The following is a 23,184-nucleotide window of genomic DNA, read 5'->3' on the forward strand; positions in this document are numbered from 1 at the left end:
AGATGAAAACAATAATGGTCACAATTGGGAAACAACGATATAAGACCGAAATACAGGGTGGAAACCATATTATTATGGCAGATGAACCGGAAGAGCTGGGTGGTGGTAATTTGGGATTTACACCTACAGAACTTCTTGAATCCTCCTTGGCTGCATGTACGGCAATGACCATACGAATGTATGCCGACAGAAAAGGATGGGACTTGGAAAAGGTGGAGATCAAAGTCGGATTCAAAAGAAACATGGCTACAGGTGAAGTGACTTTTAAAAAAGAAATCCAACTGTTTGGAAATCTCCAAAGCGAAGAACGGGAAAGATTATTGGAAATGGGATCAAAATGCCCAATTGAAAGAATGATTACGGGAAATATTACGGTGGAATCCAATCTAATATGAAATATAAAAAAATGATAAAATCATTTTAACGGTTCTTGTAATCCATTCAGTAACTGCGATTTATTCGCAAAATAAAAATCAAGAAAAATGGAAAAACGTATAATCAATCCTTGGACCTGGCAAAACGAACGTAGTTACAACCAAGCGGTGGAGGTAACCAATACAGAGGGTACACTTTATGTTTCCGGGCAAACGGCCATCAATGATAAAGGCGAATCAAGTACCGCTGACATGAAAACCCAATTGGAGTTGGCGATTAAGAATTTGGAGCATGTAATTACCGAGGCTGGTTATGATTGCAAAAATATTGTCCGCCTTAATATTTATACGACGTCCACTGAAGATCTTTGGCCTCATTTTAATATACTGCAAAATTGGGTGGAAAAACATGGTATGAAACAGGCTTTGACGCTATTGGAGGTAGTAAGCCTTTTTGAAACCTTAACCGTTGAGCTCGAAGCAACTGTAGTGAAATAAACTGATAAATCACATGATGTTGTGAAAAAGGAGGACTGCTAAATTATTTACGGCTTACCTCTTTAATTGTTGATTGAATTTTGAAGTTCTTTTAATTGGACAATAACTGAATTAAAATAAAAAACCGAATATAATCATGAACAGAGATTTTGATACGTTGAGCCAAGCAATGAATGTGTTAAGGGAAGAAGGCTATGTGGAAGACTTTAACTTAAAACAGAATTGTTTAGAGTGCCGAAATGGTGAATATAAAATATTCCATAACGAATTTGAGGTTGATGAATACTTCCGTTTTGAAGGTATGAGCGACCCTGGAGATTCCAGTATTCTATATGCTATTTCTTCGGATAAATACAAACTAAAGGGGCAACTGGTGAATGGCTATGGGATTTATTCCGAAAGTATTACCGATGAAATGTTGGAAAAAATTAAGGTGTGACCCAAAAGGCACAAATAGCTTCACAAATTCAGGGTTCTTAGGTATTGAACACAAAACATGTTTGTTTTAAGAATGGCCTTTTGCCGTTTTTGAAAGTTTGGATCGGATTTCCGACGGAAATAAAGGCTTGTGGATGCGAAGGGAACAGGAAGAACAATAATAATAGAAAGCATAAATTGGATGAATGTGGATATGAACGGCACCAATACGATTGCAGTAAGGGTGCAAAAAACTGCCTTGTTGCGATTCAGGGATGATGTGTTGAACGGTTTGCACTCTTCCCCAAAACAATTACCCCCAAAATATTTTTACGATAAAAAAGGGTCGGTATTGTTCAGGGAAATTATGGATCTGCCTGAATATTACCTGACCGATTGTGAACTGGACATATTCAAGAACAAAACCAGTGAACTGAGCAAGTTGATCAACAAGTACGGTACACCGTTCGACTTGATCGAACTAGGGGCAGGGGATGGGTTTAAATCAAAGCATTTGCTTCGGGAGCTTTACCAGGGAAATGCGAGATTTAACTATATGCCTATTGACATTTCTGGCTCCATTCTTGATTTCCTGGGCAGTACATTGCAATCGGAATTCCCCGAACTGGAAGTACAGGGCTTTGAGGGTGAATACATGGAAATGTTGGGCGAGGCATGTTCCCGTTCAAATCACCGGAAAGTGGTACTTTTTTTAGGGGCCAATATCGGTAATATGGAATATGATGAATGTAGAGACTTTTGTAGCCAATTGCAAAGCTTACTCTCTCCCGATGATTTGGTACTGATCGGGTTTGACCTGAAGAAAAACCCAAAGCAAATACTTCGGGCTTATAATGACGCATCCGGGGTGACTTCGAAGTTTAATTTGAACCTATTGGAACGTATCAATAGGGAACTTCGGGCCAATTTTGTTCTGGATCAATTTGAACATTATCCTACCTATGACCCCATTAGCGGGGCATGCAGGAGTTTCTTGGTCAGTATAAGGGAACAGGAGGTTCATATCGATGGACATACCATCAGATTTGATAAACATGAAGTGATTTCTACAGAGATATCACAAAAGTACGACCTGACAGAAATTAAAAACTTAGCGGAGCAGACCGGATTCGATACTGTCGGAATGATTTATGACGCCAAGGAGTGGTTTATGGATGCCGTTTGGAAAATCAAAGGAAACGATTAAAGAAGAAGACTTATGGAATCAATGCCCAAAGAGAAGAACAAAGGCCAAGTGGTATTGGGAAACTATGGATTGGTCAGAAAACATACGGAGGCCATATGTTCCCCACTGCAAATTGAGGATTATGTGGTGCAGCCTATAGGGGATGTGAGCCCCCCAAAATGGCACTTGGGGCATACGACATGGTTTTTTGAAACCTTTGTCCTGGTTCCCAACTTGGTTGGCTATAAGATGTACGATCCCAATTTCAACTATGTGTTCAATAGTTATTATGAAACGGTAGGGGCACGGGTGATCCGAACGGATAGGGGAAATCTGAGCCGACCCACAGTATCTGAAATATATCAGTATCGACAGTATGTGGACAGCCATGTCGAACAACTGTTTGGGAGTACAGGCATCGACAAAGAACTGTGGGACATTTTGGAATTGGGGATCCATCACGAACAACAACACCAGGAACTGTTGTTTATGGATATCAAATATATATTAGGGCATAATCCCTTGTTCCCTGTCTATTCCCATGAAACGGTTTTTGATGAAATCGAGGTTTTACGGGAAAGGTCAGTTGCATTTTCTGAAGGGGCCTATTGGATCGGGCACAAAGGCAAAGGCTTTTGTTTTGACAATGAGATGGGAAGACATTTGGTTTATCTGGATGCGTTCGAGATCGCTTCCTACCCCGTTAGTAATGGTGAGTATTTGGAATTTATACAGGATGGGGGTTATGCGGATTTTAGATTTTGGCATTCGGCAGGATGGGATTGGGTGAACAAGAACAATATCAAGGCTCCATTGTACTGGCATTTGATGGAGGGACATTGGATGCACTATGGACTCAGGGGCATACAGGAAATAGCCCCTAACGAAGCAGTTTGTCATATCAGCTATTATGAGGCAGCAGCATTTGCATCATGGAGGGGTAAAAGATTGCCCACGGAAGCGGAATGGGAGGTAGCCTCCGAACAGATCAAGTGGGGCCATCGTTGGGAATGGACGGAAAGTGCCTATCTTCCCTACCCAAAATTCAGGAAAGCCAAAGGCGCCATAGGGGAATATAATGGGAAGTTCATGGTCGATCAAATGGTTTTGCGAGGGGCTTCAGTGGCCACCCCTAAAGGGCATAGTCGCAAAACATATCGAAATTTTTTCCAAACAGATCGTCGCTGGCAATTTTCCGGAATGAGATTATCCAAATCAGTATAGAGATATTTAAAGATGCTCGGTCATATCAAGTGCTAATGATTTCCGGACAGATCAGAAATTTCTTTCCGGTGTTGTTTGCCCCATGCAATCAAAGTTTCCACCAAAGGATATAAAGATTCGCAATAATCGGTTAGCCGATATTCTACATCTTTAGGGAAATCCGGATCCTGTGTCCTGGTAACCAAATTGTTAAGTTCCATAAACTTTAATTCCTTGGATAGCATACTAAAGGTGATTCCCGGAATATTTTGTGCAATCTTACGGTAATGATGTGTACCATTATAGATGGCAATAATTACCTGCATTCGCCATTTGCCGTTCAACACGTATAAGGTGTCTTGTGCATACTTGACCTCTTCTTGATCTTGTATCGTACAAATGTACGACCGATCTTCCTTTTCATTTACTGTTCCCATGTGCTATGGTTTAGTATAGCATCCCCATAAAAGAGGAATACCTGTATTAGTTTTACTGGTGTTAAACAAAGGTATAACGATTAAATTTTTTAAAATGACAAATAACGGAATATCCAAATTTAATGGAAAAGGCTACAACCTGCTTCGTATTTCCACAGAAGACGGTGTTGCAACAATTACTTTGGACAATGCCCCTGTAAATGCCTTAAGTGGCAGAATGATGAAGGAACTGAAACAGTTGTTGGATGGCCTATCCACTGACAAAGGCATCAAAGTTATTGTTTTTGACAGTGCCGACCCGAACTTTTTTATCGCCCATGTGGATATCAACATTTTGGGGGAACAGGATATATTGGAAGAATTGAGTGCGGTGGCCCCGGACGGATTTAATGTTTTCCAGGCAGTAGGAGAAATGTTAAGAGGACAGCCCCAGGTGACCCTTGTAAAATTAAAGGGAATTGCAAGGGGAGGAGGTGCTGAATTCGTAACAGCAGCCGATATGAGTTTTGCTTCACTGGAAAAAGGGAAGCTGGCCCAATGTGAAGCCCTGATGGGAATCATTCCCGGGGGAGGGGGCACACAGTACCTTTCTTCAAAGATGTCCCGTAACCGTATACTGGAGATAATTTTAGGGGCCGGTTTATTCGATGCTGCTACCGCCGAACGCTATGGTTGGATCAACCGGGCCATACCCCATGCTGAAATAGATGGATTTGTACATACACTGGCACACAATATTGCTGCTCTACCGGATTGTGTCATCGAGGCCACCAAAAAAGTATTGGCTCCCGGCATTGACCGTAAGGGGTTTGAAATGGAAAATGAAGAATGGGCAACATTAGCCTACAATTCGAAAACAGCTGAAATTATGACCGAGGCTATGGAAAATGGTGCACAAACCGTGGAGGGGGAACTTGAGTTAGAAAAATTGCTCAGGAAATTGATCTAATATCCAAAAAAAAAGGATTTTGAAAGCACATCTAAAAATATATAGCGTAAGATGCCTTGTCTTACGCTTTATATTAACCTAAGTGATTATCTAAAGTCTTGGGAACTTTACTTTTTAAAGGCTGATGATTGAAAAGGATATCTATGAATTCTACAGCTCATTATTTTTCAAAGATTTATCCTCACTTTTTTCTCTCATGACTTTTTCAAAAAACTGCAAAAGGAGTATAAATTGTTCGATTAGGTTCCTTTCATCCCGAAGTCATTTTATACGTATCCCGATACATAGAACAACATTTATGATGGGATATATTGAGTACGGTCAAACGTTACTTCCGGATTCCAAACGATCTCATATGAAAACCAAGGCTGTGATGATTAAAAAAAGTATTTACTTTCAACTTCCAAATATTACTCGTATATTTATATAGCATCTGCAGCAAACGTCTGAATAATTATGGTGAGTAGGGAAAAGACATGAATATGAAAAGTTCATCATAAGATTATTATAAGCTTGGTTCGACTCCCGTCCGGACCGCTTTTTGAAAAAACAAAATCACTTAAAAGTCTGAAAATCATGGGTTTGCAGACTTTTTTGATTTTAGGCGTTTTTTCTTTAGTATTTATTTGGGATCCGATATTAAGGATCATTCCCATTTGTTGTGGACTACGCAAAAATTCTGGATAGTCTAAATAAGAAAAACTGGGTATTCTTCACACCTCTAAATTGAGGGGAAGCAGATTGTTTTATCCACACATGATGAGAACTTTCATAATCTGTTGAAGAAGAAAATGTCTTCTGATCTTTTTGAGTCTAAATTTTTAGAACTGGAATCCTTTGGAAAGGTCAAGCTTGTTTAATCCATATTTATACAAATTTTGGCACCATCTTTTCAGGGGTGTAATCTCTTCAAATCCTCTCCAAAATATCCGGAAATGAGTCCTTTTCTCTTCCTCAGCCGCAGTTACTATCGCCTTCCGCTGTAAAACCCGGCGTTACTGCCACAATCTTTTGCGGCAGCAACCCAAGCTAACATTATTATATTTTATAACCATATTTGTGTTTGGTCTCAGGCATGGTTTAATTCAAAAAGCCAATACCGATCTACTTGCCGTGTTTATTTATGTTGGCAGCCCATTTAAAAAGTTCAGTATTTCTTCGCCGATCTCATTTAAATGTGTCTCCAAGGCAAAGTGGCCTGTATTATATAGTTTCACTATGGCCTTTGGCAGATCCTTTTTGAATGCCTCTGCACCCTGCGGTAAAAAGAAGGGATCCTTGTCGCCCCACACTGCTAATAGTGCCGGCTGGTGTTTTTTGAAATAGGCATGGAATGCAGGGTATAGTGCTACGTTACTTGCATAATCTTTAAAAAGATCTAATTGTATTTCTACATTACCATCCCTGTCCAGAAAATACTGGTCCAGCGAATAACTTTCAGGTGCGATTAACGCAATATCGGATACCCCTGTAAAATACTGCCATTTAGTAGTTTCTAGAGTCGTCAGAGCACGCAAGTTGTTACGATTTTCCTCACTATGGTCGACCCAATACTTTTGTATCGGGTTCCAACCGTCACTTAAGCCTTCTTCATACGCATTACCATTCTGTGAGATTATTCCAGTTATCTTATCCGGATTGGCCAATGCTAAGCGGTATCCTACAGGGGCACCATAATCAAAAACCTGTAAAGCAAAGCGTTCTAGGTTTAGGTATCCGATTAATCCCTGTATATATTTAGTCAGATTGTCAAACGTGTAGGTAAAATTAGTATGAGCAGGTGCATCCGAATAACCAAATCCAGGTAAGTCAGGAGCAATAACATGGTATTTGCTGTTTAATAATGGTATCAGGTTTCTGTACATGTGCGAAGACGTAGGAAATCCGTGTAAGAGTAATACCGTTGGTGCACCAACTGGTCCTGATTCGCGATAGAAAATTTCTAAATCATTAATTTTCGCTTTTAAGTATTTAATCGCTTGTGTTTTCATAATATATTGTTTTAGATGACACGTGTAGCTTGCATGTCCATTGGCCATTAGCTACACTTTTTTGATTACTTTTTTTAAGGTTAATGACCGTGTGCGGCCGCGGATATTTCTTTGTAGGCATCAAATTCTGCTAGACGACTTGTGTATACTTGTTGTAGCCAAGGCAAACCCTTTCTTCCCAGCAATAAGCGTAGAGGTGGATTTTCGTTATCCACTAATTGAAGCACAGCATCCAGTGTTGCTGCCGGATGTCCGTAGAAATCATCATTAAAGTTTGCAAAAACAGCTTCTTTTAACTCGTCATAAACCGCTATTGTTTCTCCGAATTTTGCTGAAGAACCTCCAAAATCGGTTGCATATCCATTAGGCTCTAATAGTGATACTTTAATTCCAAACTGGGACACTTCTCCCGCAAGGCTCTCGCTTAAACCTTCCACCGCAAATTTAGACGCATTGTACCACGATAATATTGGTAATCCTACAAGACCTAATATGCTTGACACATTTACAATATGACCTGATCCCTGAGCACGCATTACTGGCAGCATTGCTTGGATTAGCCATAACGTCCCGAATACGTTGGTATCAAACTGTGCTCTTGCCTGGGCTTCGGTAATTTCCTCTACAGCACCCATTTGTCCATACCCGGCATTGTTGATCAGCACATCAATACGACCGAATTTTTCTTTGGCTTTATTGACCGCCTCAAAAGCTGCTGTCCTATCATTCACATCCAGTTTTAACGGCAAAACCGCATCGCCATAAAGGCTAACAAGGTCTTGTACACTATTGGTATCGCGCACTGCTGTTATCACTTTGTCCCTTCTTTTTAGGAATCCTTCTGCCCAGATTTTTCCAAAACCTCTTGAGGCACCTGTAATAAACACTATTTTTGACATAATTTTTGAATTTTAATATTTGTATTCAAGTTCCATAATTAAACAAACAAGTCTGTTTTTGTTTAATCAAAAAAATTACACAATCTTTCTGATCACATTCATGGCTGACTGTATAGGCCAACTGCTTTGATGAATTTTATGAGCTATTAGTGCTCCCTCCAACAAAGTATATATTTCATCAGCTAATTCCGGCCTCTTTACTGGGTTTACTGCCTCGGCAATAAGCTGCCTCACAGCATCCTTTTGTTTTTTTACCTGAGCACTTGTCAGTTCATCCCCATCCGGCATCTCATATACCAGATTCAAAAAATGGCATCCATAGAAATCGGGTTGTGAAATCAATTCCTCGATATACGAAAATATCGAAAGGATCTTTTCGAGCGGTTGAGTCTCTTTATTAGCAGCATTTATCAGTGCTTTTACCGTCGTCTCACCTGCTTCCTCTAGATATGCCAGTAGTAGTTCTTCCTTTGATTTGAAATGCTGGTACAAAGTCGATTTCGCTATATCTGCCTCTTCTATGATCTGATTGATCCCTGTTCTGGAATATCCCTGTCTATAGAATAACCTTGCCGCCGTTCTGATGATGCCTTCTCTTGTTTTACTATTTTTCATTGTCTTCACGCTAGCTGCATGTACTTTTCATGTTTCTCATTATCCATCAAAGAAGTAGAGCGTACGGTTAATCATTAGTAATAACGAGCTTCCCAACTATTCCTTTTTCTTGGTGCTTAAAGGCTTGTATTGCTTGGTCAAAGCTGTAGGTTTTTTCGATCACTGGTTTTATGTTGTGTTTTTCAACAAAGTCAACGAGCCTTTCAAAAGCTTCTACACTGCCTACTAGTGTTCCGCGTACCTGCGCTGCCTTGAAAATTACTGGGAACAGGTCCAATGTTGTTGTTGTACCATCTAAAAACCCTATAACCGATACCTGGCCGCCATTGCATATAGCCTGTACTGATTTGTTGATATTGTTTCCTCCGACAATATCTATTACAATATCGACCCCATTACCGCCGGTCAATTCCAATACTTTCTCGTGCCATTTAGGATATGTCTTATAATTTACCACTTGATCTGCTCCCAGACGCTGTAACAATTCACTTTTTTCTTCACTTCCCGTTAGTCCGATTACGCGGGCTCCCATGGCTACTGCTAGTTGTGTAGCAAATAGCGCTACACCTCCGGTACCCAAGGTTACTACCGTCTGTTCTCTCTGCAGCTTACCTAATTCTGCCAATGCCGTCCAAGCCGTTAATCCGGCTATAGGCAATGTTGAAGCCTCGATGTCCGTCAGATTTTCTGGGCTTCTTACTGCACCCGCTTCGCTCAGTAATGCATACTCGGCCAATCCACCATCTATAGGGCCTCCCAAAGCATGTTCAGAAACTCCTTTAGGGTGTCTTACTCCATTTTTCCATGTAGGAAACATTGTTGACATCACTCTGTCTCCCACCTTAAACTTTGTTACGCCCTTTCCCAGACCTACTACTGTTCCAGCGAAGTCTGATACTGGTACGATAGGCATTTTCATCAAATGTGGAAGGTACGCTCCTTCTATAATAGCTTTGTCACGGTAGTTCAGTGATACTGCGTTCACCTTTACCAAAAGTTGTCCTGCCCCTGGCTCAGGGGTTGCTCTTACTGTTTGTTTTAAATTCTCCAGACCGAAGCCCAGAATTTCCCATGTTTTCATATTGTGGTCGTTATTGATTATGAGGACAAATATAAAATTTTTTTATATAAAACAGACAAGTCTGTTTTATTATTTCAAGAAAAATATATATATGTTGATTTAAATATCTTATAAACAGATTGTTAATCGGTATTCTACAATTATGTAATAGGGCACTTTTTGACCTATAAAATTAGTTAGTTTAAGATTTATCACCTTATATAAATGAATAAGATCATGTACCAAAGGATGAATTAAAAACAATAATGCCTTTAGGATTGAAATTTATAAGGGTATTTAGGAGAGAAGTAAAGCAGCTATACTTTTTGCCTTGTCCACTGGCCAAACCTCATTATGGACCTTGTTGGCAATAAGGGCGCCTTCGAATAATATGTAAATTTCATCGGCTAGTTCCTCTTTTCCAATAGGCTCGAGAATACCAGTAAATAAATTCCGTACCCCATTCTTTTGTTTGCGTATCTGTTTCACGACACGTTCCGCGTCTTTTGGTATTTCTGAAATTAAGTTTAGAAAATTGCAACCGTAGTATTCATCCTCTTGTACCATATCGATCAGGAAATCAAATATCGCAAGGATTTTTCCTTTTGGATCTTTACCATTTTCAGAAGCACTTTTAAGTGCTACATCAGTAGCTTTCCCTGCACTTACCAGATATTCCATCAAAATATCTTCTTTGGTACGAAAGGCAGTGTATAAAGTTGATTTCACAACACCAGATTCTTCTATAATCTGGTTGATGCCCGTATTAACATATCCCTGCTTATAAAAAAGCCTGGAGGCGGTATTTATGATATTCTGACGGACAGCATTTTTTCTTTGGGTACGCATAACACAAATTTATGGTGTTTTTTTTAAACCGACAAGTCTGTTTGATTTATAATATAAATGCACACTTCAACAAAATTTTAAACTAAAAAACAAGTCGGTCTGTTTTTTTGTATATTTGTAATAAAAACCATCCATGATTCACCAATTTTATAACAATAAGACCGATGCGTTACTTCGTATGGTATATGATGAGAGATCACTTGACCGCAATTTTTATGGCAAAGATCAGAAGGAAAAGTTACTCACCATTGCATGGAACAGGGGAGTTGAACAAACCATCATGATCGATAACCTACCGTATTTGTTTCCCGGCAATACTGTACATTGCCTGATGACCAGCGAGAACTTTTATTTCGATAATGCGAAGGACATTGTTGCATGGCAGTTTAATCGAGAATTTTACTGTATTGTAGATCATGATAAGGAGGTGAGTTGTGTCGGCTTTCTATTCTATGGCCCACCAAGGAAAATGTTTATTGAGTTAACCGCTCACGATCAGCAGCAGATCGATAGTATACGGCAGATGCTTTGCGATGAATTTCTGACAAACGATTCCATACAGGGTGAAATGATGCAGGTTCTCTTAAAGCGCCTCATCATCATTGTGACCAGACTGGCCAAAGCACAATACGTTAATGAAAATGAACTGCCTAGTGACAAACTGGATATCATCAGGAAGTATAATTTACTTGTGGAGATGAATTTTAAAAAACAGCACCAGGTCAGTTTTTATGCTGATCAGCTTTTTAAATCGCCAAAGACACTTTCAAACCTTTTTGCCTTATATAATAACAAGAGCCCTCAGACCATTATTCAAGAACGCATTTCTCAGGAGGCTAGAAGACTTTTCTACTACACAGATAAGACCTCTAAAGAAGTTGCTTATGAACTGGGTTTTGAGAGTGCCAGTCATTTTGGGAAATTCTTCAAAAGGGTAACCGGTCAGTCGGTAACGGATTTTAAAAAACAGCATTAGTCCGCCTTTAATATGGTTTTAGGGGAATTTGATAATTCGGGAAACATTGGCACATTCTCGGGCAGTTGGGGCCTTTTCCGGCTTTTGCATTTGTCGCAACTTTGTCTTATCAAATTTTTAACAATTAAAAAACAATAAAAAATGAAAACATCAGAACTAAACACAGGACACCAAATTAGTGTAGAAAAACAAAATCTCATTTTGAAATTAGCAGGGTGGGTAGAAGCCAAAAATTTTCCTTTCAAAGTGATAGCTCCAGGGATGATCGTGATGCTGTTATGGGCTGGCGCCTATAAAATGACGGCGCCAGGAGCAGAGGGAATTATACCGCTGGTAACAAACAACCCACTGATCAGCTGGCATTTCAAAATATTCGGAGTGTATTTCGGATCGGACTTGATTGGGCTAACAGAAATAATAGCGGCAATATTGATGATTATAGGCTTGTTTAGACCAAAGGCTGGGATTATCGGAGGAGCGATTGGGGTTGTAATGTTCTTTATCACCAGTACAATGGTCATAACAACACCGGATTCGTTGACCAATGTGGAAGGAATAAAGTATATGAGTTTTTTAGGACTTTTCCTTTACAAGGATATAATAGGCCTTGGAGCATCATTATACCTGATAACACAGTTTGGGCTGAGAGCTAAAGGAAGTATAGCAAACAGAAGATAAGCCACAACAGATCTTTACAAAAAACAATATAAAATAAACAGAAAATAATTTAAAAATAGAAATCATGAATACAATAGAAGTACCAACAAGAAACCAAGTATCACTAGCAAACCAAGGATTGTTTGATAATTTGACCAAAAATATCGGACATGTACCTAATCTTTTCGCAGTCTATGCACATTCTGAAAATGCATTAGGGACTTATTTGGCTCTAGCAGGAGCAAAAACTTCTCTGAAAGCAAAAGAAAAAGAAGTAGTAAATCTGGTAGTAAGCCAGGTAAATGACTGTACATATTGTCTTGCAGCTCATACTGCCATATCAAAGATGCAGGGGTTTACTAACGAGCAGATTATAGAGCTACGTGGTGGAACGGCGTCATTTGACAGCAAATTGGATGCGCTGGCAAAATTAACGAAAAGCATCGCGGAAAATAAAGGACATGCTGATGAACAATCAGTGGAAAACTTTTTTTCGGCAGGATATAATAAAGGAACATTGATTGATGTGGTAGTTGCTGTAGGGGACAAGACCATAACAAACTATATCTATGCACTAACCAAAATTCCTGTGGACTTCCCGGCAGCACCTGCCCTATAAGAAGAGCGTGAATATTTTTATCAATAAAAGGGAAAAGAGACCGGCTAAAAAGTATTAGGCGGTCTTTTTTATTTGAGAGATTTTATGTCTGGAGAGGTGGCTTATACAAATATGGGAATAGTAAACAGTGATTTCAATTAATTATAAGATGGCGCATTTCCTCTTATATAGGTGATTTGATCTCGTTATATTGTGAGCTACGGCAACAAACTCTATTTCGGTTTCTACTTTGTCAATTCAAAGTATTTGAAGTTCAAATTGTATTTATATCTCAATGAACAAAATAATAATCATACCTATAATTCAAAAATATCATCTCAGAAGTGGGTGATTTGCTTATTAAATCCTTAATATTTCAAGGTTGTAATCTCCTCAAATCTTCCCCAAAATATCCGGAAATAAGTCTTTTTCTCTTCATCTTACAGTATAAAATTTTTAGTCTTATTTAAACAAATTAGCCTTATTAAAAATAGTTGGTGAAAAACATATTCTTACTATCCATTTTATTGTTTTCCTTTAAGCTTTCCAAAAACTTTAAAGGAGGCAATAGCAGTCATATAACCATCAAGGAAATGTAAACCTGCAAAAAGAAACCTTAAAGTCATCCGGTTTCAATTTTTTTTAGGATATTCCCATGCAAAGGACAAAGTTCAAGATGGAAAATAGGGGATCGATAACTAAAAAAATAGTACTTATTTTCAACTTCCAAAAATTACCAGTATTTTTGTATATCATCTGCAGCAAACGTCTGAATTAATGTGGTGAGTAGAGAAAAGACATGAATATGAAAAGTTCATCATAAGATTATTATAAGCTTGGTTCGACTCCCGTCCGGACCCTTTTCGAAAAGTAAAACAACGTAAAAGTCTGTAAAACATTTTTTTATAGACTTTTTTTGCTTTTAGGCGTTTCTTATTTAGTATTCTGGCTGAGGTTGAAGATGAAAAAGAGACCACAGTGTCAGATCAGGCCATGATGTATCGGAATAGTGATTTCCGCAAAAAAATCAATAGTTTTCACCACGTTCGTTTTTTACGTATTCCGATGGAGAAACTTCCATTTGTTGTTTGAAGACCCTACTGAAATAATTGGGATCGTTGTAGCCCACCTTATACGCAACCTCCGAAATGGGGTAGCCTTTTTGCAGTAGCACTACTGCCTTATCGATTCTCCTTCTTTTAATATATCCGGATGCATTGGTCTCGGTAATTTTTTTCATTTTGATATGCAACAGGGATCTACTGATACCCGCCTTTTGTGCTAATTTTTCGATGCTGAAATCCGGGTCATCAAAGTTATCTTCGATCAAATTGATGATTTTTAGGAGAAATTCCCGTTCCTTGTTATTGACAGGAATTGAGTTGGAGTTGGATTCCACCAAGTCCGAAAATCTGCTTTTCAGGTTTTTGTTGGCAGCGAGTTGGTTCCGGACCAAAAAATCAAGTTCTTTCAGGTTGAACGGTTTGTGCATATAAGCATTGGCACCGGCACTCAGCGCTTCCATTTTGGCCTGTTCGGTTGTTTTCGCGGTTAGTAATATAAATGGAATATGCCCGTTAGTTGGATCCCCTTTAAGCTTTTGGCATAGTTGAACCCCATCCATAAGCGGCATTTTTATATCCGAAATTATGAGGTCGGGTTTTATTTTATCTATTTTCAATAGTGCTTCTTTTCCATTTCTGGCACTGAACACCTTGTACCTCGTCGAATAGTGTCTAGTCAAGAAGTTCAGCAGTTCTTTATTGTCTTCCACCAAAAGAAGGCTTTGATCTTGATTGGGGGGTATTTTATCCTCCTCTTCCATGGCCTTTTCAAATTCCATTATCAGGTCATCGGGAAGAGTGGTGTTTTTGTTGCCATGAATATGTTCCACTTCAGTCATTTTCCCCTTATGATTTTCCATAAACAACGGTAAGCTTACACTACATGTGGTTCCTTCGTTTGGAACACTTTTTATCTTCAGGTCACCACTGAGGAAGTTTACCAGGCTTTTAACCAAGGACAAGCCTATGCCAGCCCCACTTTTTTCAGGACCTTTACGTGAGTTGGTATAAAATGGTGTAAAAATGTTCTCCCGTTCACTTTCAGTAAATCCATGGCCCGAGTCTTGCAGGGTAAATTCAATAGCCGCATTATCCTCTTCTGTACTGGGAGGTTGTATGGTTATAGAGAGGCTCAAACTTCCATCGCTGTCCATGTTCTTTATGGCATTGGCAATTAAATTCGTCAAGATCATTTCAAATTTATCCGCATCAAAATGGCAAAAGAAACCGGGGAGGTTGGTTTCAAATACGGCATTGATGCTCTTGTTTTCACAAAGGGGTTCGAAAGCTTCGAAAGTATCCTTGATGAACAGGACCACGTCGCCCTTTACTAATTTCATGCTTTCGTGATCGGTTTCTATCTTCCTGAACAGCATCAACTGCTGTACCAAATGGTATAGCCTTCCAGCACTTCGCTTTACGGATACCAGTTCTTTTGGGATGTTTCCTGGGGACATGTCGTACTTTTGGGAAAATTGTTCCACTGCAGCAATGATAAGGGTAAGAGGTGTTTTGAACTCGTGGGATATAAAGGTGAAAAAATTGAGCCTGTTCATGGCAATCTCATTGACCTTTTCCCGTTCCACCTTCTCCAGTTGCACCGCCATATTTTTGTTGTTTATAAACCTCGCAAACCTGAAATATACATAGACCACCAACACCGCAAGGAACACATACAGCGCATAGGCCCATCCCGTTTTCCAAAATGGAGGTAGGATTTTTACCACCAATGACCTTTCGGGGAGGACAGAGAGGTCGGTGACGTTGCTGACATTGGATTTGAGGTGGAACACATAATCGCCATCCTGGAGATTGGTATAGGTAGCGGATTGTCTGTCCCCCACAAAATTCCATTCATTCTCAAATCCTTCAAGGTAGTATGCGTACGAATTCCGGCCTTTGCTTAGATAATCGATTCCTACATATTCAAAAATAAGTGCATTTTGGTGGTGCTTTAGGACTAATGTGTCCATATAATCCAATGATAGAGTCAAGGGGGACTTTTCACTAATGGGCACATTTTTACTGAACAGTTTTAAGTTCCTGAAGTATATTTTAGAAAGCTTGTGGTCAAGAATGAGACTGTCCGGGTGAAAATAGGTCAGCCCGTTGACAGATCCAAAATATATCCAACCATCCGTATCCTTGAAAGAAGATTTAAAGTTGAACTGGTTTGCAGAAAGGCCGTCCGAAACAGTATAGGTTTTAAACAGGGATTGTCCCGGCTTGAAGAGCGTGAGGCCTTTGTTGGTACTCACCCAATACCCCCTTGTAGGATCTTCGATGATCCCATACACATTATTATTGGGCAGGCCGTCCTTTTTATTCACTACCTCGAATTTATCTTTTTTCCGATCGAACCAAATGGCCCCGCCATTCAGGGAACCAAACCATAATTTTTTGCTTTTGTCTTCGTAGATACTAATAATTTTATCGCTAGGCAGTCCGTTTTGAGATGCATTTGATGTAGTATAGTGAGTGAGTTTTTCAGAAGCTGCATGCAATCGGAAAATACCTGAGTTACGGGTGCAAAACCACAGATCGCCCGCTGAATCCTCCAAAATATCATAGATGAACCTATTTCCCAAAATATCTTCCTTGTACGCAGAAAAGTTGTTTTGGGCATCATTGAACAGGTTAAGGCCATGCTGTGTACCCACCCAAAGCCTACCTTGGGAATCCCTAGTGACCGCATAGACATAATCATTGGATAGAGATAAGGAGTCTTCCGGGATGTTCTTGAATAGAGTAAAAGTTTCCTTTTGGGGATCATACCTGTTCAAACCTCCGAAAAATGTGCCTATCCAAATGCTCCCATCATTGTCCTCAAAAATAGAATGGACATTGTTGCTGCTCAAGGAATTTAGGTTTTTGGGATCGTTTTTCAGATAAGAGAATTTTTCTTGCGACCTATTATAGATGGTAACGCCCCCATCCTCGGTCCCGATCCATAGCCTTCCCTTTTTGTCCTGTATGATGTCGCTGACCGCCTTGCCACTGATGGATTTTTTGAAGTCATTGGGCAATATCTTGGAGAACCCGTTTTTTAGGGATTTTAAGTAGTTAGCCCCACCAAAATAAGTGCCGGCCCAAACTATATTGTCCCGGCTGACAAACAGGGAATAGACAGCTTGGTCGGAAAGATGGTTCGGTGACGAATGGAAAGATTGTCCGTAGTGGACGACCCCTTCCTCTTTTTTATTGTACCGATATACACCGGACTCCCCCCCAAACCACAGGTTGCAGTCCTTATCCTCGGCAATGTCCCGGATCAGGTTGTTTTCCAACTCGCTTAGCCCGTCAATGCCGCTGGCCTTTTCAAAAGTATCCTTTTGTACATTGTAAAAAAGCACCCCTTTTGATGTACTCAACCAGACCCTATCCTCACTATCCTTGAAAATGGTCAGAATAAATTGTTTTTCATCTTCATCAAAGCCGATTGACTTTGTGGGCAGATCATAAGTTTTGATGATTTCACCAAAATTGTTGATGAGCAATATTTTTTTGTTGAGCGCTAGCCAGAAGATATTGGTCTTGTAATTACAGATGCTCAGCGCATTCACGTTGGTCATGATCTGTTTGGGCTTTTTGGTGTCGTCCATCACAAAAAGGCCCTGCGACGTGCATATGTATATGTTCCCGTTCTCTGACCTGTAGAGCTTGTTTATTGATTGATCGTCGAGGCCACCGCCTATATGCGTAATAAAAGTTTCTTTTTGGGACAGGTACTCGTTGAGCCCTTTTTCTGTTCCTACCAATAGATTTTCCCCAACAGACAACAAGGAGTTGATTTGGTTGGAAGCCAACCCATTCGTGCCTGGAGGTCCCGCATAATAGGTTTTTATTTGGTGACTGTCATACCTGTTAAGCCCTTCCCTTGTACCTAGCCAGATCAATCCCCTGTTGTCCTGCTCAATATCATACACCGTGCTATGTGACAAACCTTGTTGGGTGGTCACTTTTATAAATTCGTATTCTTGGGCAGATGCCCAGGGCGCCCAAAAAGTTAAAATACACAAAAGGTGGGCCATGGTCATGCTACCAGTGATCGACAATTGGTATTTGGGTGGTATTTGTGAAAGATTCATAGTTCTGTTGCTCAGGTACACATTTATTAGCAGTATGTTATTTAGGAAATCTTAGTCAAAATAAACATAAATGCTAGTATAAAGGATAAATATGCGGTTTCTTAAATTAAGAATATGTTAACATTGTTTTGTAAAATTATTAAAAAAAATATCTATATATAAATTATATGAATTTTTATAGGTAAAAAAATAAAAATATTTGAAATTCTAGAGAAGAGAAGCAGATTGGATAGTTCGTTTTTTGATGTCAATAAAGAACTTAGTTCTATACCTGATCCAGGCTTCAAAAACAAGCACTATTGTCTATAAACTATTGTAGCGGAAGCCGTGGTATGGCCACCTTGCCATACTTTAGTCAAGCTACCTGGAACCTGACTGATTGTAGAAGTATACACTAAATTCCGTGTTTTTTGAGACTCTATAGGAAATGAAAATAATTAAAAAAGGTAAAATGACTTTTTTCAAATACAATAAAACACTACAGCGCTTGGCCTGTCTGTCCATCGCTATTTTCACCAGTGCCATTTCAATTAAAGCGGCAATGTTAGGTACCGTGGATAAACGGCCGAATATTTTGATAATTATGGCTGATGACCTTACCTATCGCGATTTGGCTGTATATGGCGGAACAAATGTGGCTACACCCAATATAGATCTATTGGCCTCAAAATCCATGATCTTTAACAGGGCCTATGTGTCCATGGCCATGTGCACACCGAGTAGGGTAGAATTTTTAACAGGGAAATACCCGCCAAGTACTGGTGTGATCTACAATCATGGCCGTGCAGTAGACGGAACGAAGAGCATGGTTCATTATTTGGAAAGTGAAGGATATAAAGTTGGCATCGCGGGGAAAATGCATATTAAGCCGCAAAAGGTATTCCCTTTTCAGAAAATAGAGGGAGTTGAGCGAAGGGCAGTAGCCCCGACAGCAGGTTTTGACGCAACCCACATACGCAATTTTTTTGCGGCATCCGGCCCGTTTTGCCTGTTCACGGCTTTTACCATGCCACACAGTCCATGGACGGTAGGGAACCCTGAGAATTTTGACCGACAGAATTTAAAGTTGCCACCGTACCTTGTGGATAATGAAGTTACCCGCACTGAATATGCAAAGTATTTGGCGGAAATAGAAGTACTGGATCAACAGATCGGACAGGTATTAAAGACTTTGGAAGAATCGGGAAAGGCCGATAATACGCTTATATTGTTTACCACGGAACAGGGTTCACAGTTTCCATTGAACAAATGGACCAATTATGAAATGGGACTGCACACAGGGATAATGGTGCGTTGGCCGGGAAGGGTGACCGAAGGAAGCCGGACAAATGCGATGGTCCAATATGCGGATGTACTGCCCACACTCTTGGACGTGGCGGACGTAAAATACGAGCCCCATGATTTTGATGGGACAAGTTTTTTTGATGTGCTCCTTCATAAGAAGAAAGATCACAGGAAATTTGCCTATGCATTGCACAATAATGTTCCCGAAGGCCCTCCCTATGCAATAAGGTCCATAACTGATGGGGAATACAGGTACATAAAAAACCTGGATTCGGACAAACTATTTATTGAAAAACACCTTATGGGTAAAATAAGCCCAAACTCATATTGGGCATCGTGGATGTTTGATTCTGCCAAAAATGAAAAGAGTTTGGAAATTGTGAATAAATATATGAAGAGGCCTGAAGAGGAACTCTATCATACCAAGGAAGACCCGTTTGAAAAAATCAATTTGGCCAAGGATGCCAACTATTCAAAAATAAAGGAAAGACTATCCCTTGAATTGGATAAATGGATGAACCGGTACGGGGCGGCCGATAAGGAAATGGATTCTTGGAAAGCGTACCGCCGTTCTGTCAAGGAGTAAAGATCCTGGTAAAATTAGTCATCAATAGTTGGCTAACCAGGTATGTATGGAACGGGTTCAAAATAGGACTACAATCTGCAAGGGATGTCCAGGAAATAGGGAGACCTTCCAGTCGTAGATGAAAGGATTCCCGGACTTGCATGGAAAATCTTTGTTAAGGGTTTTTTTCAAATACCTCCGATAGATGAACCGGGTGGGCTTAATACGTTTGGTGGCCATATTTGTTGTTATGTGGGTGAGTTACTTACAGAATAGGGTATGGTGGGAGCCAGGAATATCAAATTCATATATGACACCTTTCAGACCGGTCGGTTTTTACGATCTGGATATTTTCCGTGATGATTGTATTGACCATAGTTTGCACAATTTTGGAAGAACCCGGGCAAGTGATGTGATTTGCGCCTAATTGAAAAAAGTTTAAAAGGGTTCATTGATTGCTCTGGAGGAAAACAATGACGGAATCCATCCGACTCCGGCATTCATCCAGCAACTTCCTTTGCACCAAGATGCACCTATTCCAGATGAGATAGATCATTCGTGCCATATTTGATGCGTCCCATCTGATTTCCTTGTAAATTTTTCCTGCTTCTACGCTGCATAAAGTGGGCAAAGGTTTCTTCCTTTGAGTGTCTTCTGGCTTGTCTCAAGGTAATTGATTCGGGAAGTAGTCAGGGAAGTTGAAAATATAGGATATCTGAATGAAATACAGTGCCTTACTTTAAAAAAAAATGAATGAAATTACCATCATTAAAACCTAATTAAATGGTTGTTAGCCTTTAAATGGATAATGGGACTAGCATTAAAGTTTCGAACCATTGATAAAGGATGAATTGTAAACAAAATTGCTATTGAATTAAACAAAAGTCCAGGAGGCAGGTTTAATAATTATTTAACATTACATCGTCATTTTTGTAAAATTCATATAATTAAAGTTTGATTTTTATAATAATTCAATGATAAATTTTGAGTTTAAGCAATTTGATGATTGGTTTTCCGGAATGATAAAAGCCAGGTATGATGTGTTAACGATCCATGTATAAGGACAATTTAATATAAATCTGAAACAATATAGCACAACGTAATGAGAAAAATTCTTTTCCTTTTTTTAGTAGTTTCCAACTGGGCAATGGCCCAAGATAATGAAGAGGTGCTCAAGTTCGCCATGGATACCAGGTGGACAGAAAGAGCATCTTCTGAAAATACATGGAATGAGTATCCCAGGCCGCAAATGAAGCGGGAAAACTGGCAGAATCTCAACGGACTGTGGGAGTATGCCATAGTCCCTGTTTCGGCAGGACAACCAGAGGGATATTTAGGGAAAATTCGGGTTCCCTATGCAGTGGAGTCAGAATTAAGTGGCGTGAAAAAGCTGGTAGGAGAAGAAAACAATCTCTGGTATAGGACAACATTTAAAGTCCCTACCCATTCGGACGATGAAAGAATACAGCTCAATTTCGGCGCAGTGGACTGGGAGGCCACACTTTATATTAATGGGAAAGAAGTGGGTAGTCACAAAGGAGGGTTCACTCCGTTCAGTTTCGATATAACTCCCTTTATTAAAATAGGGGGGCTACAGGAACTGGTTCTGAAGGTATGGGATCCAACTGATTCTGGCACCCAGCCCCGGGGCAAACAAGTGGCCAATCCACACGGAATCTGGTATACCCCGGTAACGGGCATATGGCAGACTGTTTGGCTTGAGAAAACTTCCAAAGATTATATAAGACTTATAAAGAATACTCCGTCCATAGACAATTCCACTCTGGAGTCCGAGATCCATTTCGGTACGATTTCCCGGGACCTCCAGTTAAAGGTGACAGCTAAGAATGGTAACAAAGAAGTCACATCACGGATAATTGAAATTGAAAAAGGAGATAAGAGTGCTGTGGTCAGCCTTGGTATTCCCGATCAGGTCCTTTGGAGCCCGAACAACCCTTATCTGTACGACCTTGAAGTTGAACTGTTGGACAATGGCAGATCTGTGGACAAGGTTTCCAGTTATTTTGGTATGAGAAAGATAAGCCTTGGTAAGGATGGGAATGGTTTTACCCGTATTCTGCTGAACAATGAACCTCTGTTCCAATTTGGCCTGCTGGACCAGGGATGGTGGCCCGACGGACTGTACACCGCTCCTTCCAGGGAAGCGATGATGTACGATGTGGAAATGACCAGGAAATGGGGGTTCAATATGATCAGAAAGCACGTTAAGGTAGAGCCTGCGATTTATTACTACGAATGTGATAAGATGGGAATGCTGGTATGGCAGGATATGCCCAATGGCAATCATTTGAAAAAACTTAGGATCCAGGCTTGGGAAGATGATGCAAAGCGCTCCGAAGCGTCATCAGGGCAATTTGAGTCTGAACTAAAGGAAATGATGGACCAGTTGCATTCCTTTCCATCTATTGTGGTCTGGGTACCTTTTAACGAAGGTTGGGGGCAGTATGATACCCAACGTGTTACCAAATGGACAGAAGAATATGACCCCAGCAGGTTGATCGATTCGCCCAGTGGATGGGCCGACAGGCAGGTAGGGGATATGTTGGACATTCATCTGTATCCGGGGCCGGGACTTGAATACCCGGAAGAAAACAGGGCTTCTGTCCTGGGTGAATATGCTGGAATTGGCTGGGCGGTCCCCGACCATATATGGTGGGACAAAAAAAATTGGGGCTATTTGACCTATGAAAACCAATCCGAGTTTAAAACCAGGTTCAGGGAGATGATGGACGATCTTATCAGCTTAAAAAGCTTCGGGCTCTCTGCGGCGGTTTATACACAGACCACGGATGTAGAAGGAGAGGTCAATGGATTGATGACATACGATCGGGAAGTAATCAAGATAGATCCGCGGGAGACCAGTGAAATGATGAAACCGGTATATGAAAAAGTTGGGCGGTACAAGACCATTGTCGCCGATTCGGAACACAGCCCGAACACCTGGAAGTTAAGTAATAACCCCGGAAAGAAATGGCCCCTAAAAATGGAGAAGGGGAAATGGGAGAATATGGCAGGCCCTTTCAGTTCCTATGACAACTATTTTCTTCCCGATGGGAGCACATGGGGAGAACGTAAGGACCTGAACATCCTAAAGGAATTTGATCTGGAGGTAGTCCCGGAAAACTTTATTCTGAGATATTATCTTGACAAGTCCAGCATGAATGTTTTCATCAATGGCAAAAAGGTTACTTCGGAAAAGGATGAGGGAGGTCGGAAACGGCACTACCGCAACAAAGTAATCCCGAATGCATCGAAATATTTGAGAACAGGGAAAAATGTTTTGGCGGTGAAAATCAAGGCTGACAAGGAAGACCATTCATTTGATATGGGGCTTTATACGGTTGGCGAGGCCAGGGATAACAATAAAGAAGAAAATCGAGTAGAGGTTTCACCTGATTGATGGCATCTAAGATAAATCGGTTCATCTTATGGAAAGAATGCGAAACAAAGGTA

Annotated in this window: 18 protein-coding genes; 11 read left to right on the plus strand and 7 right to left on the minus strand. The window is 40.3% G+C overall.

Annotated features, from left to right (window positions below):
• Positions 1-2 precede the first annotated feature (2 nt).
• The 5 genes from ACVBDY_RS01705 (at position 3) to egtB (ending at position 3,699) form a co-directional block, all read left to right on the plus strand.
• Positions 3-395, plus strand: coding sequence for an OsmC family protein (locus ACVBDY_RS01705; RefSeq protein WP_447173738.1), 393 nt, complete (start codon positions 3-5; stop codon positions 393-395).
• An 87-nt stretch (positions 396-482) separates the two neighbouring features.
• Positions 483-872 (plus strand): RidA family protein, encoded by a 390-nt coding sequence (locus tag ACVBDY_RS01710; RefSeq protein WP_447173739.1) that lies wholly within the window; start codon positions 483-485, stop codon positions 870-872.
• Between the two features lie 136 nt (positions 873-1,008).
• Positions 1,009-1,311, plus strand: coding sequence for a phosphoribosylpyrophosphate synthetase (locus ACVBDY_RS01715; RefSeq protein WP_447173740.1), 303 nt, complete (start codon positions 1,009-1,011; stop codon positions 1,309-1,311).
• A 180-nt stretch (positions 1,312-1,491) separates the two neighbouring features.
• Positions 1,492-2,496: an L-histidine N(alpha)-methyltransferase gene (gene egtD, locus ACVBDY_RS01720; protein ID WP_447173741.1), complete on the plus strand. Its 1,005-nt coding sequence runs from the start codon at positions 1,492-1,494 to the stop codon at positions 2,494-2,496.
• Positions 2,497-2,517: 21 nt separating this feature from the next.
• Complete coding sequence (egtB, locus tag ACVBDY_RS01725; protein WP_447173801.1) at positions 2,518-3,699, plus strand: ergothioneine biosynthesis protein EgtB; 1,182 nt, start codon at positions 2,518-2,520, stop codon at positions 3,697-3,699.
• Between the two features lie 32 nt (positions 3,700-3,731).
• Here the strand turns inward: egtB and ACVBDY_RS01730 are convergent, their stop codons facing one another.
• Entirely contained in the window at positions 3,732-4,115 is a 384-nt protein-coding gene (locus tag ACVBDY_RS01730) for a winged helix-turn-helix transcriptional regulator (protein ID WP_447173742.1), read from the minus strand.
• 94 nt (positions 4,116-4,209) lie between these two features.
• On the opposite strand from ACVBDY_RS01730, the gene ACVBDY_RS01735 reads away from it, so the two are divergent.
• Positions 4,210-5,064 (plus strand): enoyl-CoA hydratase/isomerase family protein, encoded by an 855-nt coding sequence (locus ACVBDY_RS01735; RefSeq protein ID WP_447173743.1) that lies wholly within the window; start codon positions 4,210-4,212, stop codon positions 5,062-5,064.
• Between the two features lie 1,121 nt (positions 5,065-6,185).
• Here the strand turns inward: ACVBDY_RS01735 and ACVBDY_RS01740 are convergent.
• The 5 genes from ACVBDY_RS01740 to ACVBDY_RS01760 form a co-directional block, all read right to left on the minus strand.
• A complete protein-coding gene (locus tag ACVBDY_RS01740) occupies positions 6,186-7,055 on the minus strand; it encodes an alpha/beta fold hydrolase (RefSeq protein WP_447173744.1) in 870 nt (289 codons plus the stop codon).
• Positions 7,056-7,135: 80 nt separating this feature from the next.
• Positions 7,136-7,954, minus strand: coding sequence for an SDR family NAD(P)-dependent oxidoreductase (locus ACVBDY_RS01745; protein ID WP_447173745.1), 819 nt, complete (start codon positions 7,952-7,954; stop codon positions 7,136-7,138).
• A 75-nt stretch (positions 7,955-8,029) separates the two neighbouring features.
• A complete protein-coding gene (locus tag ACVBDY_RS01750; protein WP_447173746.1) occupies positions 8,030-8,569 on the minus strand; it encodes a TetR/AcrR family transcriptional regulator in 540 nt (179 codons plus the stop codon).
• Between the two features lie 67 nt (positions 8,570-8,636).
• Positions 8,637-9,650, minus strand: a complete 1,014-nt coding sequence (locus tag ACVBDY_RS01755) for a zinc-dependent alcohol dehydrogenase family protein (RefSeq protein WP_447173747.1) — start codon at positions 9,648-9,650, stop codon at positions 8,637-8,639.
• Positions 9,651-9,926: 276 nt separating this feature from the next.
• A complete protein-coding gene (locus ACVBDY_RS01760) occupies positions 9,927-10,478 on the minus strand; it encodes a TetR/AcrR family transcriptional regulator (RefSeq protein WP_447173748.1) in 552 nt (183 codons plus the stop codon).
• 133 nt (positions 10,479-10,611) lie between these two features.
• Between ACVBDY_RS01760 and ACVBDY_RS01765 the strand changes: the two genes are divergently transcribed.
• The 3 genes from ACVBDY_RS01765 to ACVBDY_RS01775 all read left to right on the plus strand — a co-directional run bounded on the left by ACVBDY_RS01765 (position 10,612) and on the right by ACVBDY_RS01775 (position 12,730).
• The gene (locus ACVBDY_RS01765; protein WP_447173749.1) at positions 10,612-11,454 is read left to right on the plus strand and encodes a helix-turn-helix domain-containing protein; all 843 of its coding nucleotides are present in this window, start codon (positions 10,612-10,614) and stop codon (positions 11,452-11,454) included.
• A 141-nt stretch (positions 11,455-11,595) separates the two neighbouring features.
• On the plus strand, positions 11,596-12,132 hold the full coding sequence (locus tag ACVBDY_RS01770) for a DUF417 family protein (RefSeq protein WP_447173750.1): 537 nt from the start codon (positions 11,596-11,598) through the stop codon (positions 12,130-12,132).
• Positions 12,133-12,196: 64 nt separating this feature from the next.
• Positions 12,197-12,730, plus strand: coding sequence for a carboxymuconolactone decarboxylase family protein (locus ACVBDY_RS01775; protein WP_447173751.1), 534 nt, complete (start codon positions 12,197-12,199; stop codon positions 12,728-12,730).
• A gap of 1,006 nt (positions 12,731-13,736) precedes the next feature.
• Here the strand turns inward: ACVBDY_RS01775 and ACVBDY_RS01780 are convergent.
• Positions 13,737-17,861, minus strand: a complete 4,125-nt coding sequence (locus ACVBDY_RS01780) for a hybrid sensor histidine kinase/response regulator transcription factor (RefSeq protein WP_447173752.1) — start codon at positions 17,859-17,861, stop codon at positions 13,737-13,739.
• 451 nt (positions 17,862-18,312) lie between these two features.
• On the opposite strand from ACVBDY_RS01780, the gene ACVBDY_RS01785 reads away from it, so the two are divergent.
• Positions 18,313-19,731: a sulfatase family protein gene (locus ACVBDY_RS01785; protein ID WP_447173753.1), complete on the plus strand. Its 1,419-nt coding sequence runs from the start codon at positions 18,313-18,315 to the stop codon at positions 19,729-19,731.
• A gap of 1,081 nt (positions 19,732-20,812) precedes the next feature.
• Positions 20,813-23,131 (plus strand): glycoside hydrolase family 2 protein, encoded by a 2,319-nt coding sequence (locus tag ACVBDY_RS01790; protein WP_447173754.1) that lies wholly within the window; start codon positions 20,813-20,815, stop codon positions 23,129-23,131.
• The last annotated feature ends 53 nt before the right edge of the window (positions 23,132-23,184 follow it).

The organism is Sinomicrobium halophytocola, assembly GCF_052983395.1.